Here is a 14,601-nt window from a genome sequence, read left to right as displayed (position 1 = left end):
TTTTGAGTGGATTGATTCGATTTTCTGATATCCTCACCGGGTAAGGGTGAGCGTTGACAATCTCCGTCAATAGTGTATAATGCTTGTAGCAAGGCCTTGCGATACTTCGCAATCTCGCAGAGACCGGTTCCGGAAAGGGGGTGAGAAACGGCTGAGACGAAAAGAGATTTTCACTAATCAGAATCTGAGAAAAAATACGGAGGAGAAAGAAAATGCGTAAGTGGATTAGCGTAACAGTGATTTTGCTTGTGTTGCTTGGCATGGTGCTCTCTTGTGCCCCTGCAGCAACACCTACTCCGGTACCGCCAACCAAGCCACCGGAGGTGAAAGCAACACCGACCACCCCGCCCCCAGCCAAAGTGAAGATCGTCTTCTGGGAGCAGGAAGGCGATGATGTGGACGTCTTCATTGACGAGTTGGTGGCGGACTTTATGTCGCAGAACCCCGACATCGAAGTCGAGCGCACCCACTACGGCAACGAGGAACTGCGTGATCAATTTCAGACTGCAGCCCTTGCTGGTGCTGGTCCTGAACTGGCCCGCTGCCCGAATGACTTCGCTGGTCCCTTCAGCGCTCTGGGCATCGTTGCCGATGTACGCGCCATCTTCGACCAGGCTTTCCTGGACACTTTCTTTGAAGGTGCCTTGGGACCTGCGGTGGTGGCCGGGACTTTGTGGGGTGTGCCAGACAACTATGGCAACCATCTGATGCTCCTGTACAACAAAGACATCGTCACAGAGCCACCTAAGACCACCGACGAACTCATTTCCATGGCCAAGGCCCTGACCGATGAGGCCGCCGGCGTGTATGGCTTCGCCTACAACCTGAACGAGCCGTTCTGGCTGGCTCCATGGATAGGCGGTTTTGGTGGCTGGCCATTGGATGACTTGGATAACTGCTCCCTGGGCTCCGATGCGGTGGTGAAAGCCCTTCAGTTCGTCCACGACCTCAAGTTCGTGGAGAAGGTCGTGCCACAGGAATGCGACTACAATACCATGGATACCCTCTTCAAAGAGGGCAAGGCAGCCATGATCATCAATGGCGACTGGTCGCTGGGTGGCTACACAGAAGCAGGCGTGAACTTTGGCACCGCACCTATTCCGCAGGTGAGTGCCAGTGGTCTGTGGCCATCACCCATGACCTCGGGCAAGTACTGGATGTTCAACAAGGCCATCCTGGGGGATGCTGCCAAACTGGCCGCGGCCAAGAAGTTCGTCGAGTATATGACTTCCGAGGCCGTGCAGACCCAGTGGCTCGAGCGCTTCAAGAGACTGCCCTCCAATAAGGTGGTGGCTGAGAACCCGCTGATCTCTCAGGATCCTATCCTGGCCGGCTCCATGGCCCAGTTGTCTAAGGGTAAGGGTATGCCTGCTGCACCGCAGATGCGTTGCGCTTGGGACTCAATGCGCCCGAATCTGGAGGCAGTGATGGCCGACACCATGACCCCGGCAGATGCTGCCGCCTCTATGCAGCGAGAGTGTGATGCTTGCGTGCGCGAGGCAGGGCTGGCTCCGCTCTTGAAGATCAAGGTGGGCCAGGTGACGGACATGGGTGGCATTGACGACAAATCCTTCAACGCCACGGCCTGGCAGGGCGTCCAGATGGCGATGGAGCAACTGGGTGCCGAAGGGAAGTATCTGGAATCCCAAGTTCAGGCAGACTACGCCAAGAACATCCAGCAGTTCCTCGACGAGAAACTTGACCTGATCGTCACGGTGGGTTTCCTCCTCGGGGTGGACACGGCCAAGGCAGCCATTGCCAACCCCGATCAGAAGTTCGCCATCGTGGACTACGCCTATCCTGACTGCTGGCCTGGGGCGGTGCCTGGCAAGGACTGTGGCTCTGACAAGGAACTGCCGAACGTCCTGGGTCTGACCTTCTCTACCGATGAGGCGGCCTTCCTGGCTGGGTACCTGGCGGCTGGCATGACCAAGACCGGTAAGGTGGGCACCTTCGGTGGCATCAAGATCCCGACGGTGACTATCTTCATGAAGGGCTTCGAGGCTGGGGTCAAATACTACAACCAGAAGCATGGGACCAGTGTGGAAGTGCTGGGTTGGGATACGGCCAAGGACGAGGGGCTCTTCACCGGCAACTTTGAGTCCACGGATGATGGACGGCGCTTCGCTGAGTCTTTGATGGACGAGGGTGCTGACATCATCATGCCAGTGGCAGGTCCTGTGGGCCTTGGTTCGGCGGCAGCGTGCAAGGAGCGGGGCACGATGCTCATCGGCGTGGACACCGACTGGTACATCAGTGCGCCGGAGTTCAAAGAGGTCTACCTGACCAGCGTTGTGAAGAACATGCATGTGGCCGTGTTCGAGGCCTGCAAGGCGGTTGCGCTGGGCAACTTCAAGGGTGGGGTGTATGTGGGCACCCTGAAGAACAACGGCGTGGGCATCGCACCGTTCCATGAATTCGACGCCAAGGTACCTGATTCCCTCAAGGCAGAACTAGAGGAGATCAAGGCGGCCCTCATTGATGGCACCATCACTGTGAACGGTGTGCTGGGGCTGTAGCCCTTTGTAACCGGCAAAAGAGGTTCGGGCCAAGGCTAACCCTTGGCCCGAACTTTTTAGTTCCTGCTCATGTGAGAGGTTACTTCTGCAATGGTGCTCAGCCGAATGGCCGGGGACTTCAATTCCAATCAAAGGGATGGATCATAGCAAGCACACGACCCGGTACTCCTCTCCCTCTCGTTGGAGACGCCCTACAGGCACTCGCACATCGTGCTCGAAGAATAGCACCACATCCTTCTGCAGCGCCCACTCGCGCAACCCACGTTTGGTCTCCAACGACTCAAGCGGTTCCACATCGAAAGCGGCGATCCACGCCAGCCTCTCCAGGCTCACTGCCGTTGGTGCAGCATCTCCCAGGTAGATGGCTGTCTGGCCTTTTGATTCGATGACCACGCTCTGATGTGCGCGAGTGTGCCCTCGTGTGACAATGCAGCGTACCTCCGGCGTGATGTACGTGTCGCCGTTGAGGAGACGTAACTGGCCCGTGGCTTCTAAGGGGCGGAAGTTCTCAGCGAAGTAGGTCCCTCGCGTGCGTTCGTTCGGGAAGCAGGCATCAGCCCACTCCAACCGCTGCACACAATATTGGGCTCGGGGGAAAGTGGGGATAGCCTCAACGCAGCCTCTGTCCTCACCTTGAGGAGACTCGTTAACGGGGCGAATGTTGTCGCTGCCAGCGGAGGCCCACTTGGTATTCCCACTGCAATGATCGGCATGCAAGTGGGTGTTAATCACGATGTCAATGTCGTGGGGGTGCAAGCCCAATCGTCCTAGTGCTGCCACTACATCGCCTTCGGGCCGCTCCAAAGCGTGAATGGCCCTCTGTTTCTCAGTAAGTTTGTGACCGTAGCCGGTATCCACTAAGATGCGCACTCCGTGCGATATGATGAGTAAGCAATTCATCGCCACCGGGATACGGTTAAGATCATCAGGAGGAATAATCTTCTCCCATAGTACCCTGGGCACTAAGCCGAAATGGCCGCCACCATCGCTGCGGAAAATCCCATCGCTTACAACGTGCAGTTCGACGTCACCGAGTCTCATGGAGACTGTGTTCGGTCTTGGCAACCAACTCCTCCCACGCTGCATCTACGTATTCCTGAATGTATTGGATATCCTTATCCGTGAGGTGCTGAAAGCGGCCTTGCGTGCGCAAATAGTCGCGCACTGGAATAGGCCGGTCAGGCCAGACAGTGATATTCCATCGTTCGCCCTGCTCCACTTCGTAGAGCGGAAATACCCTGCTCCGTACAGCCAACCGCGAGATGTACACCGTTTGAGCCGGCTCACTCTTCCATCCCGACGGGCATGGCGCCAGCACATGCAGAAACTTCGACCCGCGGATACCCTTGGCCTTTTCTACTTTGCGCACCAGATCCTCAGGATAGCCCACTGTCGCCGTAGCCGTATAAGGAATGCGATGCGCGGCCATGATGGCTACGATGTCTTTTTTGGGCTGGTCTTTGGGATGACGCACCGGCGTTGTGGTCGTCCAAGCCCCCCAAGGGGTTGCGGAACTGCGCTGAATGCCCGTGTTCATGTAGGCCTCGTTATCATAACAAACGTAGAGGAAATCCTCGTTCCGCTCCACCGCCCCGGACAACGACTGGAAGCCGATATCAAACGTCCCACCATCGCCAGCGAAAGTCAGCACGGTGGTATCGGGCAACCCCATCATCTCCAGCCCCGCTTTTACCCCTGCTGCCACCGCGCCGCCTGTTTCGAAGGCAGTGTGCAGTAGCGGCACATCCACTGCTGAGTATGGGTATGGACCGGCGATGATGGACCAACACGAGGCGGGGATAATGAGCACGGTGTTTTTGCCGAGTGCTTTCAGTACAAGGCGCATCGCTTGGGGTGCTGCGCAACCTGGGCAGGCCACGTGGCCAGGTAGCATTAGTTCGTCCTCTGGTATTTTGTAACTCATACTTTAACCCCCCGCCAGATAATTGGGTCTTCGGGTGGGCGGTCATGTTCCATCACGTACATAGCGATCTCATGAATATGTTCGGGTCTCACGTCGCGTCCACCCAGACCGATGATGAAGCCGAAAAGCGGTGGCTGGCCATTCGCTCCATACAGCGCTGCCTTGATCTCAGAAGCCCAAATACCACCGTGTCCGAACGAAATATCGCGGTCTATTACCGCTACCTTTTTCACCCCGCCCAACGCCTTGCGGACGTCAGCAAAAGGAAAAGGCCGGAAGTAGCGCATCTTGAGCAGTCCTACTCTCTGTCCTTTGGCTCGCATTTCGTCAATCACAATGCGAGCGGTGCTGGCGATCGTGCTGGAGGCCACCAACACGATCTCCGCATCTTCCATTTTGTATTTTTCCACCAACCCATAACTCCGCCCGAACGCCTTCCCGAAATCGGTGTCCACCTGTCGCGCCACCTCAATCGCCTGTTCGTGGGATTTCTGGATCTTATATCGCAACTCCATGTAATGTGCCGGCGTCACCAATGCGTTGAAAGCGTGGGGTTCCTTAGGGTCCAGTTTCCATTTCGCCACTCGTGGCGGCAGGAAAGCATCCACCTCCGCTTGGTCAGGGATATCTACGCGCTCAGAAGTGTGTGAAAGCACAAAGGCATCCAGCACGATCATGGTGGGCAAAAGCACGGTCTCGGATATCTTGAACGCCTGGATGACAGAGTCTAACACTTCTTGGTTGTTCTCACAATAGATCTGGAGCCAGCCCGTATCGCGTTGAGCCAGGCTATCGGTCTGTTCCGTCCAGATGGACCAACCGGGACCCATCGCCCGGTTGACGTTGGCCATCACAATGGGCAACCGCGCTGCGGAGGCCCAGTGCAACAGTTCGTGCATCAGCGCCAGACCCTGCGACGACGTAGCAGTGAATGCCCGCGCCCCGGTAGATGATGCGCCGATGACCGCAGCCATAGCCGAATGCTCGGATTCTACCTTGATGAACTTGGCATCTAGTTCGCCATTTGCGCACATCTCCGAGAGCATCTCCACAATCTGTGTCTGCGGCGTGATGGGGTAGGCGGAAATGACCTGGGCGCGGGAGAGTTGCACGCCAACGGACACGGCGTGGTTGCCCATAATCACCTTTTCCATTTGACTTCCTCCTCCGTATCTATCACGTCACGTGGGCACTCCGTGGCGCAGATGCCACAACCCTTGCAGTAATCATAGTTGAACTCGTAGCCCTCGTGGTCCACGCGGAGAACAGCCACATCTGGACAGAAGATGTAGCACGTGTCGCAATGGTTGCACGTACCACAGCTGAAACAGCGCTCGGCCTCGGCGCGGGCGGTCGCAATATCAAATCCCAGATTAACCTCCCCGTTGTCTCTGACGCGCTTGGCTGCCTCGCGCTGGGGTTGGCTCGGTCGTGGCTGTTCGGTGAAATAGTCCAAATTCAGGTCGCCGAACTGAACGACTCGAGGGTCGGCTTTGGGTGGGACTGCATGCAAGATCTCGCTCTCGGCGGGGAAATCTTCGAGCGACAGGCCTCGTAGGACCCGATCAATGGCGAGCGCTGCTCGCTTGCCCGAACCAACTGCATGAGTAACCGTACCCTTGTTGGTGACTACATCGCCCCCAGCAAAGATGTGCTTTACTCCCGTACGATTGGCGCGGTCCACGATGATGAAACCCCCTTCGGTGCGTACGTTCGTGCCTTGTAAGAAACTCAGGTCCGCTTCTTGGCCTAGCGCCGGTATGACTGTATCCACCTCGACGGTGTACTCAGAGCCACGGATCGGTTCGGGACGGCGGCGTCCTGATTCATCGGGTTTGCCTAACCTCATTCGAATGCACTCCAACCCGACCACTTTGTTCCCTTGAGTTAAGATGCTAATCGGCGCAGTGAGGAATTCGAAAACCACGCCTTCATCTATCGCTTCTTGTACTTCTTCGGCGATGGCTGGCATCTCGGCCCGCGAGCGACGGTAGAGCACGGTTACCCCTGCCCCTTTTCGGCGGGCTGTGCGCGCGGCATCTATGGCCGTATTGCCACCACCGATCACAGCCACACGCTGCCCAAGCCTGACCCGCTTGCCGGCGTTCACTCTCTTGAGGAACTCCAGCCCCGGTATCACGCCCTTGGCATCTTCTCCTTTGATGCCGAGTTTCCTTGTCTCTGGCAGCCCGGTGGCGATGAAAACCGCGTCGTAACGCGCCAGATCGTCCAGAGTGAGGTTGGTACCCAGCCGCATGTTTGTCTTGATCTCCACACCGAGTTTCTCGATGGCTGCAATCTCGCGGTCCAGCACTTCCCTGGGCAAACGATACTCAGGGATGCCCAGACGCATCATACCCCCGGGCTCAGACTCGGCCTCGAAAACTGTGACCTTATGGCCCATGCGACGCAGCTGATAGGCACAGGAAAGCCCCGCTGGCCCCGATCCGATGATAGCCACCTTTTTGCCAGTGGCGGGGGCATTTGGTATGCGCAGTGTCCAGCGCTTCTCCTTGGCTCGGTCCGCCAGAAAGCGCTCTTGCAGATGGATAGCGATGGCTCCACCCAACTGGGCTCGGTTACAGTCAGTTTCACAAGGATGAGGGCACACACGTCCACAAACTCCAGGAAAGGGATTCTCCTGGGTCAGCACACGCCAGGCGGTCTCATCGTCCCCGTCCCTAATATGCTGCAAATAATGAACGATATCTTCCCCAGCGGGACAAGCGGCGTTACAGGGTGGGGTCTTATCGCGGTAAATGGGGCGGATGTAGCGCCAACTGCCGGTCTTACTGACCAGCGTCGAACCCAGCGACACGGGCATAGGCGGCATTTCCGCCTCGGTTTTGAAGACGATTTCTTCGGCCATAACAAGCGTTGCCTCCTCTCATACCAAAACCTTCTCGCTGGCCTCGTGCATGGCAGCGACGTTTTCTTCGGGCTTGATGGGGGCCTCTTCGCGCACGGCCTCAGCCAGCGCGTCCAGGCCCACGATGCCTGTAACGCGGGCGAATGCACCCAAGATGGCGGTGTTGACAATAGGTGCGGTCCGTGGTCCCAAGCGATATTTGATGGCAATGCGGTTAGCGTCCACAGTAGCCACGCGGAACCCCGGTAAATGGAATGATTTGGGAGCACGCTCACTGTTGATGACGATCCAGCCACCTGGCTTCAGGCCTGCGGTGACGTCCACGACTTCCAGGAGTGTCGGATCCAGGACGATGACGTGGTCGGGAGTCTGGATCTCACAGCGGATGCGGATAGGGTGGTCGTTGATGCGAGTGAAGGCGGTCACGGGAGCCCCACGCCGCTCCACACCAAAGAAGGGGAAAGATTGAACGTATTTGCCTTCGCGGAAAGCGGCGGAAGCCAGCGCCTTCGAGGCAGTGACAGCTCCCTGACCTCCACGTCCGTGGATGCGGATTTCTAGCATGATGCCTCCTCCTGATGGATGACTCTGCTTATTCCGTCGCGTGTGGATCAGGCCGCCATGATCACACCCAGGGCGATGGAGACCAGTTTTGTCTCATGCGGATCCGAGCGTGAGGCCACCACAAGCGGGGCCTTCGCTCCCACTACGACGCCTGCCATCTTGCCTTTGGCGAAGTAGGTGATGGCCTTTGCCAGCATATTTCCTGCCTCTACGTCTGGCGTCACCAAAATATCGGCGGTACCTGCCACTTCGCTTCGGATTCCCTTAATAGCAGCGGACTCGGCAGAAATGGCATTATCTAACGCCAACGGCCCATCCACAATAGCACCGCGGATTTGTCCTCGGTCGGCCATCTTGGATAAGTTTGCTGCATCCAGAGTGGTGGGAATTTTGGGGTTCACCATCTCTGTCGCTGCGAGTATGGCTACCTTGGGTGTCTCCACGCCTAGTTTCTGCGCGACGTCAATTGCATTCTGCACGATTTCGACTTTCTGCTCCATCGTCGGTGCGACGACCACGCCAGAGTCAGTGACAAATACTAGTCGTTCAAAACCGGGGATTTCAAACACGGCGACGTGGGTGAATAGTCTCCCCACGCGGAGGCCCATTTCGCGGTCCAAGGCAGCGCGCAGGAAATCGCCGGTCTCGATCTTGCCCTTCATGCCCACATCTGCGTGGCCCAAGCCCAGCAATTCCATGGCCTTGCGGGCTGCCAACCTTGCGTCTGGTTCATCTACTATCATCATGCGGGTGATGTCGATGTTGTTCTGCCGGGCTGTTTGTCGCAGCGTCTCCCGGTCTCCCACCAATATGAAGGTGGCAATACCCATCTGTTCGGCGTCCTGTGCGGCCTGTAGAACCTCAGGGTCGTGGGCAGCAGCCACAACTACTGATTTCGGCCCCACCCGCTTGGCCTCCTCGAGGAGTTCAGCAAACGTTCTTATCGCCATAAATGCCTCCTTGCGTTGATCGGGCTATGCTATGTCAGTCCAAGTACGTCCTCTCTACGCCGAAGAATCTGCCGCGCTATTTCCTCTTTCCACTTTTCTTTCGTTCGCGGCGCAGACAGCAATTCTTATACTTCTTACCGCTGCCGCAAGGACACGGATCATTGCGACCCACGCGTTTGGTCTCAGGTAGACCATTCGTGATTTCGGCCCTTGCCGCTTCCGCTGTTTTCTCTGCAGGGGCCCGTGCAGTTCGTGTGGTGGGCTTGGTAGGCCGCGCGACGTCCTCCAACCCAGCAGGCCAGGCGCGGAACAGATTGTTAAGCACACCCACGCGGACGTTTGTCAGCAGTGCTTGGAACAGATCATAGGCGCGGCGCTTGTACTCGGCTAGCGGGTCACGCTGGGCGATGGCCTGTAAGCCAATGCCCTCGCGCAGCGCCTCCAATTCGTTCAGATAGTCTACCCAAAGCCGCCCTATGACGCCAAGCATTATCTGCTGCTGTAACCGAGTCATGATTCGGCGACCCAGAAAGCCGGCTATCGCGCCCTGCATCTCGCTAGGTAGATCGGTGATGGGTGTGCGAGCCAATTCGGGCGTGAATTCTATGCCGGGGAAGTGTTCCATGTCGAAGCGCAGGTCCGCGTCTAATTGATCTGGGGTGAGGTGACCAATTCGTCGTAATTCCAAGGTACCCCACTCGGCTTCGCGGGCATCCAGTGCAGCCTCGAAGTGATTCAAGATGCTTTGGCGCAGCTCCTCGCGACCAACATTCTCCAATATCTCTGGCGCGGCGTGGTAAAGGGGGATGCGCGGCACCAAACGGTAGACTCTCTTGTGGGTGCGGGTATCAAATTCGGAAGTCACGTTGTAGCAGATATTGAAGAGCGCTTGCATCAACTCTCCGTGCGTGCCACCGTCCCATTGGACCGCCTTCAACTCATTGGCAACTTGTTCTGTGGTCCGCACTGCATTTTGTTTTAAGACCTCGTGGATGCCTGTGATGAGCACTTCACCAAGTTCTTCCAACGGCACGTCGCGCTCTCGAGATAATTGGAAGTCGAATTGCAGACCACTGCGTCGCTTGACAGCAGATAACATGCTCTGGCGAGCCTGCTCTTTCAACGCTGCCTCCACGGCGGCAGGCAGATAAGCGTGAAGATCCTCACCCTCTATGCCGCGCAAGTCTGCGGAAATTTCGAGAGGGAGGCCCGTAGCTGCTCCTACCTCGCGTAGCAAGCGCGCTGGAGTGATGGCCTGTCCACGTTCCATTGCCTCATCCAGTAGTCCGATGGCATGGGTCTCGGCCACGTCCTGGTAATACCGCAAACGCTCTTGGTACGCCTGGATAGTACGTTCGATCGCTGGGCGCACTAGGTCTTCCACTATGTACTCGCTATACCGCTCCATCACGGATCGCGATACATCCACAAGAGTGGATTTGAGATCTGCCGCATGCCCATTATTGAGGTAGTTGAGGAAAGCCTGTATTGTGAAGGAAGGAAAGAGACCCTTTTCGCCGATGTTGAGGGGCGGCAGAATAGTGTCCAGGCTATAGAGAAGTTGCCATTCCCGGCCAGACCCCCAGTAAGCGTCGAGCAAGCGATCAATCTCCTCCTCAAGTAGACGCATCACATCAGCGCGCAGGTCATGGCGTGATAAAATGCGGCGGCGTTGCTCATAGATTACCTCTCGCTGAGCGTTCAGTACATCATCGTATTCCACGAGGTGTTTGCGGATGTCGAAGTTGTAGCCTTCGATACGGGTTTGGGTGTCCTCAATGACCTTGTTGAGCAGGCTGTATTCCAGGGGCATATCATCAGGGTAGCCGCCCAACCGGTCCATAAGGCTGGTGACGCGGTCACCACCAGCCCGACGCATCAAGTCGTCCTCTAACGAAATGAAAAAACGGGATGATCCTGGCTCTCCTTGTCGCCCAGCACGACCACGCAACTGGTTGTCAATGCGACGCGCCTCGTGGCGTTCGGTGCCAATGACGTGTAAACCTCCCGCCCGGAGCACCTCACGTCGGTTTTCCACATGCTCGATGATGCGCAGTAGCCGCATTGCCTCTGCGGTGGCTACCGCCTCCAGCGCCAGCCGACGCTCCTCAAAATTGGCGGGTTGCTCGATGAGACGTCCCAACTTCTGTACGTAGATGGGCCCAACGCACTCAGCCCAATGTTCGGGTTTGTAGAGTTCTTCGCAGAAAAGCGAAGCCCGCGCTTCCAATCCCATGGTATAGATCTCTACCGGATCGTGACCCCATTGAACTAGGAACCGGTTGATCAGTGCGGCATCCTCCTCCGGTAACCCGCCGCCTAGTTTAATGTCCACACCTCGACCAGCCATATTGGTGGCGATGGTTACCGCACCGCGGCGACCCGCTTGGGCGATGATAGCAGCCTCCCGAGCGTGGTACTTGGCGTTGAGCACTTGATGGTCTATCCCACGCTGCTTGAGCATAGCAGACAACCGCTCGGATTTCTCGATGGACAAGGTGCCCACTAGGACGGGGCGCCCCTGTGACCGCATCTCCGCGATCTCTTCCACCACGGCATTGAACTTGGCCTCTTCTGTCTTGTAAATGACATCCAGATAATCCTGGCGGATCATTGGCTCGTTAGTGGGGATGACCACTACTTCGAGCTTGTAAATGCGGTTGAATTCCTCCGCTTCGGTGGCAGCAGTGCCAGTCATGACCGCCAGTTTGGCATATAGACGGAAATAGTTTTGCAGAGTAATGGTAGCATATGTGACGCTCTCCTGGCGTACCTTGACATTCTCTTTGGCCTCGATGGCTTGATGTAATCCATCAGAGTAGCGCCGACCGGGCATCAGTCGGCCAGTGAATTCATCTACCAGGATGACCTGCCCGCCTCGCACAATGTAATCGCGTTGCACCTGAAAAAGGTATTGGGCCTTGAGCGCTTGTTCTAAGTGGTGCATCAGGCGCGCTTCTTCTGGGTTCCACATCTCTGGCAGGTTGGGGTCCTGCAGGGGCCGACCCAGCAGTTGTTCGACGTGATCATAACCCTGATCGGTGAGGATGACGGTGCGCGTTTTCTCGTCTATCTCGTAGTCACCGGGATTAAGCCGTTTGACGAGTTTGGCCAAGCGGCTATACAGTTCGGCGGGTTCGTCAGAAGGGGCCGAAATAATAAGCGGTGTTCGTGCCTCATCTATCAGGATGTTGTCTACCTCATCCACAATGGCGTAATGTAATTCGCGCTGGACGCGGTCTTCCAGCCGCCAAGCCATATTGTCCCGCAGGTAGTCGAAGCCGAATTCGTGATTGGTGCCATAGGTAATATCAGCGCGATAAGCCTCGGCGCGAGAGACAGGGCGGAGGCAGCGGGTATCTTCACTGCCCCCCCTCCACTCCCGATCGAAGAGAAAGGCAGCTTTCTCACCCGGCTGCAGGAGACCCACGCTGAGTCCCAGGAAATCGTAGATGGGACCCATCCATTGACAATCGCGGCGTGCCAGATACTCATTCACGGTGACCAGATGTGCACCATGTCCCAGGAGTGCGTTGAGGTAGAGGGGAAGGGTTGCAACCAGAGTCTTGCCCTCGCCGGTTTTCATCTCGGCTATCTTCCCTTGGTGCAGCACGATTCCGCCAATGAGTTGCACATCGAAGTGGCGCAAGCCGATCGTGCGTTTTGAGGCCTCGCGTACGGCAGCAAAGGCGTGGGGTAGGATCTCGTTCAGAACTTCTTCTTCGCTCTGGCGAATACGTTTACGTAGTAGGCCTACTTGATCCTGCAGACGTTCACGTTCGTCGCGGCTGGCAGCGATATCAAGTTCACGCTGCAATTGTTCGATTCTGGCGAGATCCTCAGCAGTCGCGGAGCGGATCTGGGCCCGGAATTGATCGGTAAGGGCGCGCAGTTCCGCGTCTGACAAGCGACTGTATTCCTCCTCCAGCCCATTAATCCGTTCTACAATAGGTTGGAGTCGTTCGATCTCGCGCTGGTTGGGATCACCGATGACACGGCTCAGAATATTCTTGAGCATCTACCTCGTTTCGTAACACTGCACGTAACTCTTGCCTAATCTCTCATGAATAACTGCCTGTGCCCAGGTCAATTGATGAACAGGCAGTCATCTTCCGTTATTTGATTATAGCACAAAAATTGGGGTGGCAGAAGTCTTAGTGGCAGCAGGCTATACGGCTCCGCTGTCGCTTCGCTCGCGTGCGTAGTCTCGATATCTCAGCATGGCTGCGCCTACCGACGTCCCCTCGTGGATGGCGCGGATCACGTCGCCTAGGACCGAGGCGATAGAGAGGACACGGATTTTGGCCAACCGTTTCTCCGGCGGCAGTGGGACAGTATTGGTGATAACCAATTCTTTGATATTGCTGGCTGCGATACGTGACACTGCCGGGCCGGAGAGTACACCGTGGGTAACACAGGCGTAGATATCCTCCGCCCCATGCTCCGTTAGAATATGAGCCGCTTCCATAAGCGAGCTGGCGGTATCCACTTCATCGTCGAAAATAATGATGTTCTTTCCCTGAACGTCGCCGATCACGTTCAGCGCTGTAGACCTGTCGGCATTGCCAATACGCCGTTTCTCGATAACCGCTAACGGGGCATTGAGTACCTCAGCGAAATTGCGTGCTCGTTTGGTGGCTCCTACATCGGGGGCCACCACAACGGCGTTTTTAACCGGATTTTCGATGAAGTGCTTCACCAGGATATCGAAGGCGGTGATCTCGTCCACCGGGATGCTAAAAAAGCCCTGAATCTGACCGGCGTGCAGGTCCATCGTTAGCACTCGATCAGCGCCGGCGACCTGAATCATGTCGGCAATGAGGCGAGCCGTGATGGGTACGCGGGGTTGATCCTTTTTGTCGGTACGGCCATAGGCATAGTAAGGGATGACGGCGGTGATACGCCCCGCGGAAGCTCGCTTCACGGTGTCAATCATGATAAGCAGTTCCATAATATTGCGGTTGACTGGCGATGAGGTCGGTTGGATGATGAACACATCCTTGGCGCGAACACTGGTACGGAGCCTGATAAATATGTTCTCATTCGGGAAATCTATGATATCCACGCCAGTGAGCGGCGTCTGCAAATGATCGCTCAGTTCTTGGGCCAAGGCAGGGTTCGCTGATCCACTGAGCAGCGCCAATTCTCCGTAAATCTTGTACATATCTCTCCCCCTACGTCCTTTTCCCTGCCAACCTGCTATTGACCCGGGTTTGCTCTGCTAAACTCCCGCTGCAGAATGGACATGCGCAATTGATCGTGGTACTTGCCTTCGCGAAAAAGCACCTCACGCTCACGCCCTTCTACTGTAAAGCCACACTTCTCGTAACAACGAATAGCCCGCGCGTTAAAATCGAAAGCCACCAATTCCACGCGGTTTAAGTTCATTTCCTCGAAAGCAACGCTGAGCAAGGTACGGATGGCGTCGGAGCCGTAGCCCTGGCCCCAGTAGTCTTTCTCGCCAATAATAATGCCCAGCGTTGCCGAGCGATTCTTCCAGTTGATCCCATGCAGGCCAATATTGCCGATATGGATGCCATCCATAGTCTCGATCGCGTAGATGATGCCGTCGGGGTGCTCTACCTGACGCTCGAACCAGCGCTCTTCCTCCGCCATTGACATGGGCTCATGTCGGTTCAAATAGCGGGTGACCTCGCGATCATTGAACCAGCGCACGAAAGTGGGGATGTCACTCCGTTCGATAGCCCGCAATCGCACTTTCTTGCCGACGATCATTTCTCTCCCCCTCTGCCTGAAAACCCGCTCAATGGGCGG

10 protein-coding genes are annotated in these 14,601 nt (G+C 56.4%); 1 reads left to right on the top strand and 9 read right to left on the bottom strand.

Annotation, left to right across the window (positions count from 1 at the left end):
• The first annotated feature begins 212 nt into the window (after positions 1 to 212).
• Positions 213 to 2,519: an extracellular solute-binding protein gene (locus tag H5T64_01190; GenBank protein MBC7262957.1), complete on the top strand. Its 2,307-nt coding sequence runs from the start codon at positions 213 to 215 to the stop codon at positions 2,517 to 2,519.
• Positions 2,520 to 2,660: 141 nt separating this feature from the next.
• Here the strand turns inward: H5T64_01190 and H5T64_01185 are convergent, their stop codons facing one another.
• The 9 genes from H5T64_01185 to H5T64_01145 all read right to left on the bottom strand — a co-directional run bounded on the left by H5T64_01185 (position 2,661) and on the right by H5T64_01145 (position 14,562).
• A complete protein-coding gene (locus tag H5T64_01185; GenBank protein MBC7262956.1) occupies positions 2,661 to 3,584 on the bottom strand; it encodes an MBL fold metallo-hydrolase in 924 nt (307 codons plus the stop codon).
• A complete protein-coding gene (locus H5T64_01180) occupies positions 3,547 to 4,443 on the bottom strand; it encodes a 3-methyl-2-oxobutanoate dehydrogenase subunit beta (protein ID MBC7262955.1) in 897 nt (298 codons plus the stop codon). The genes H5T64_01185 and H5T64_01180 overlap by 38 nt, the downstream gene beginning before the upstream one ends.
• On the bottom strand, positions 4,440 to 5,597 hold the full coding sequence (gene porA, locus H5T64_01175) for a pyruvate ferredoxin oxidoreductase (protein MBC7262954.1): 1,158 nt from the start codon (positions 5,595 to 5,597) through the stop codon (positions 4,440 to 4,442). Before porA ends, H5T64_01180 begins: the two co-directional genes overlap by 4 nt.
• A complete protein-coding gene (locus H5T64_01170; protein ID MBC7262953.1) occupies positions 5,585 to 7,312 on the bottom strand; it encodes an FAD-dependent oxidoreductase in 1,728 nt (575 codons plus the stop codon). The genes porA and H5T64_01170 overlap by 13 nt, the downstream gene beginning before the upstream one ends.
• Before the next feature lie 18 nt (positions 7,313 to 7,330).
• Complete coding sequence (locus H5T64_01165; protein ID MBC7262952.1) at positions 7,331 to 7,876, bottom strand: 2-oxoacid:acceptor oxidoreductase family protein; 546 nt, start codon at positions 7,874 to 7,876, stop codon at positions 7,331 to 7,333.
• A 47-nt stretch (positions 7,877 to 7,923) separates the two neighbouring features.
• Positions 7,924 to 8,826, bottom strand: coding sequence for a bifunctional enoyl-CoA hydratase/phosphate acetyltransferase (locus H5T64_01160; protein MBC7262951.1), 903 nt, complete (start codon positions 8,824 to 8,826; stop codon positions 7,924 to 7,926).
• 76 nt (positions 8,827 to 8,902) lie between these two features.
• Positions 8,903 to 12,844, bottom strand: coding sequence for a preprotein translocase subunit SecA (gene secA / locus H5T64_01155; protein MBC7262950.1), 3,942 nt, complete (start codon positions 12,842 to 12,844; stop codon positions 8,903 to 8,905).
• Between the two features lie 150 nt (positions 12,845 to 12,994).
• On the bottom strand, positions 12,995 to 13,990 hold the full coding sequence (locus tag H5T64_01150) for a ribose-phosphate pyrophosphokinase (protein ID MBC7262949.1): 996 nt from the start codon (positions 13,988 to 13,990) through the stop codon (positions 12,995 to 12,997).
• Between the two features lie 35 nt (positions 13,991 to 14,025).
• Positions 14,026 to 14,562 carry a GNAT family N-acetyltransferase gene (locus H5T64_01145; GenBank protein ID MBC7262948.1) on the bottom strand — a complete coding sequence of 179 codons (537 nt, stop codon included), beginning with the start codon at positions 14,560 to 14,562 and terminating at the stop codon, positions 14,026 to 14,028.
• Positions 14,563 to 14,601 lie beyond the last annotated feature (39 nt).

Source organism: Chloroflexota bacterium, from assembly GCA_014360825.1.
Classification (GTDB): Bacteria; Chloroflexota; Anaerolineae; order UBA2200; family JACIWT01; genus JACIWT01.
The sequence above is the reverse complement of the archived record's forward strand: the minus strand, read 5'-3'. Positions and strand labels throughout refer to the sequence as shown.

Coding starts and splice junctions, on each gene's coding strand:
- H5T64_01160 (MBC7262951.1), bottom strand. CDS start 8,826: ATGGCGATAAGAACGTTTGCTGAACTCCTCGAGGAGGCCAAGCGGGTG.
- H5T64_01165 (MBC7262952.1), bottom strand. CDS start 7,876: ATGCTAGAAATCCGCATCCACGGACGTGGAGGTCAGGGAGCTGTCACT.
- porA (MBC7262954.1), bottom strand. CDS start 5,597: ATGGAAAAGGTGATTATGGGCAACCACGCCGTGTCCGTTGGCGTGCAA.
- H5T64_01150 (MBC7262949.1), bottom strand. CDS start 13,990: ATGTACAAGATTTACGGAGAATTGGCGCTGCTCAGTGGATCAGCGAAC.
- H5T64_01145 (MBC7262948.1), bottom strand. CDS start 14,562: ATGATCGTCGGCAAGAAAGTGCGATTGCGGGCTATCGAACGGAGTGAC.
- H5T64_01190 (MBC7262957.1), top strand. CDS start 213: ATGCGTAAGTGGATTAGCGTAACAGTGATTTTGCTTGTGTTGCTTGGC.
- H5T64_01170 (MBC7262953.1), bottom strand. CDS start 7,312: ATGGCCGAAGAAATCGTCTTCAAAACCGAGGCGGAAATGCCGCCTATG.
- H5T64_01180 (MBC7262955.1), bottom strand. CDS start 4,443: ATGAGTTACAAAATACCAGAGGACGAACTAATGCTACCTGGCCACGTG.
- secA (MBC7262950.1), bottom strand. CDS start 12,844: ATGCTCAAGAATATTCTGAGCCGTGTCATCGGTGATCCCAACCAGCGC.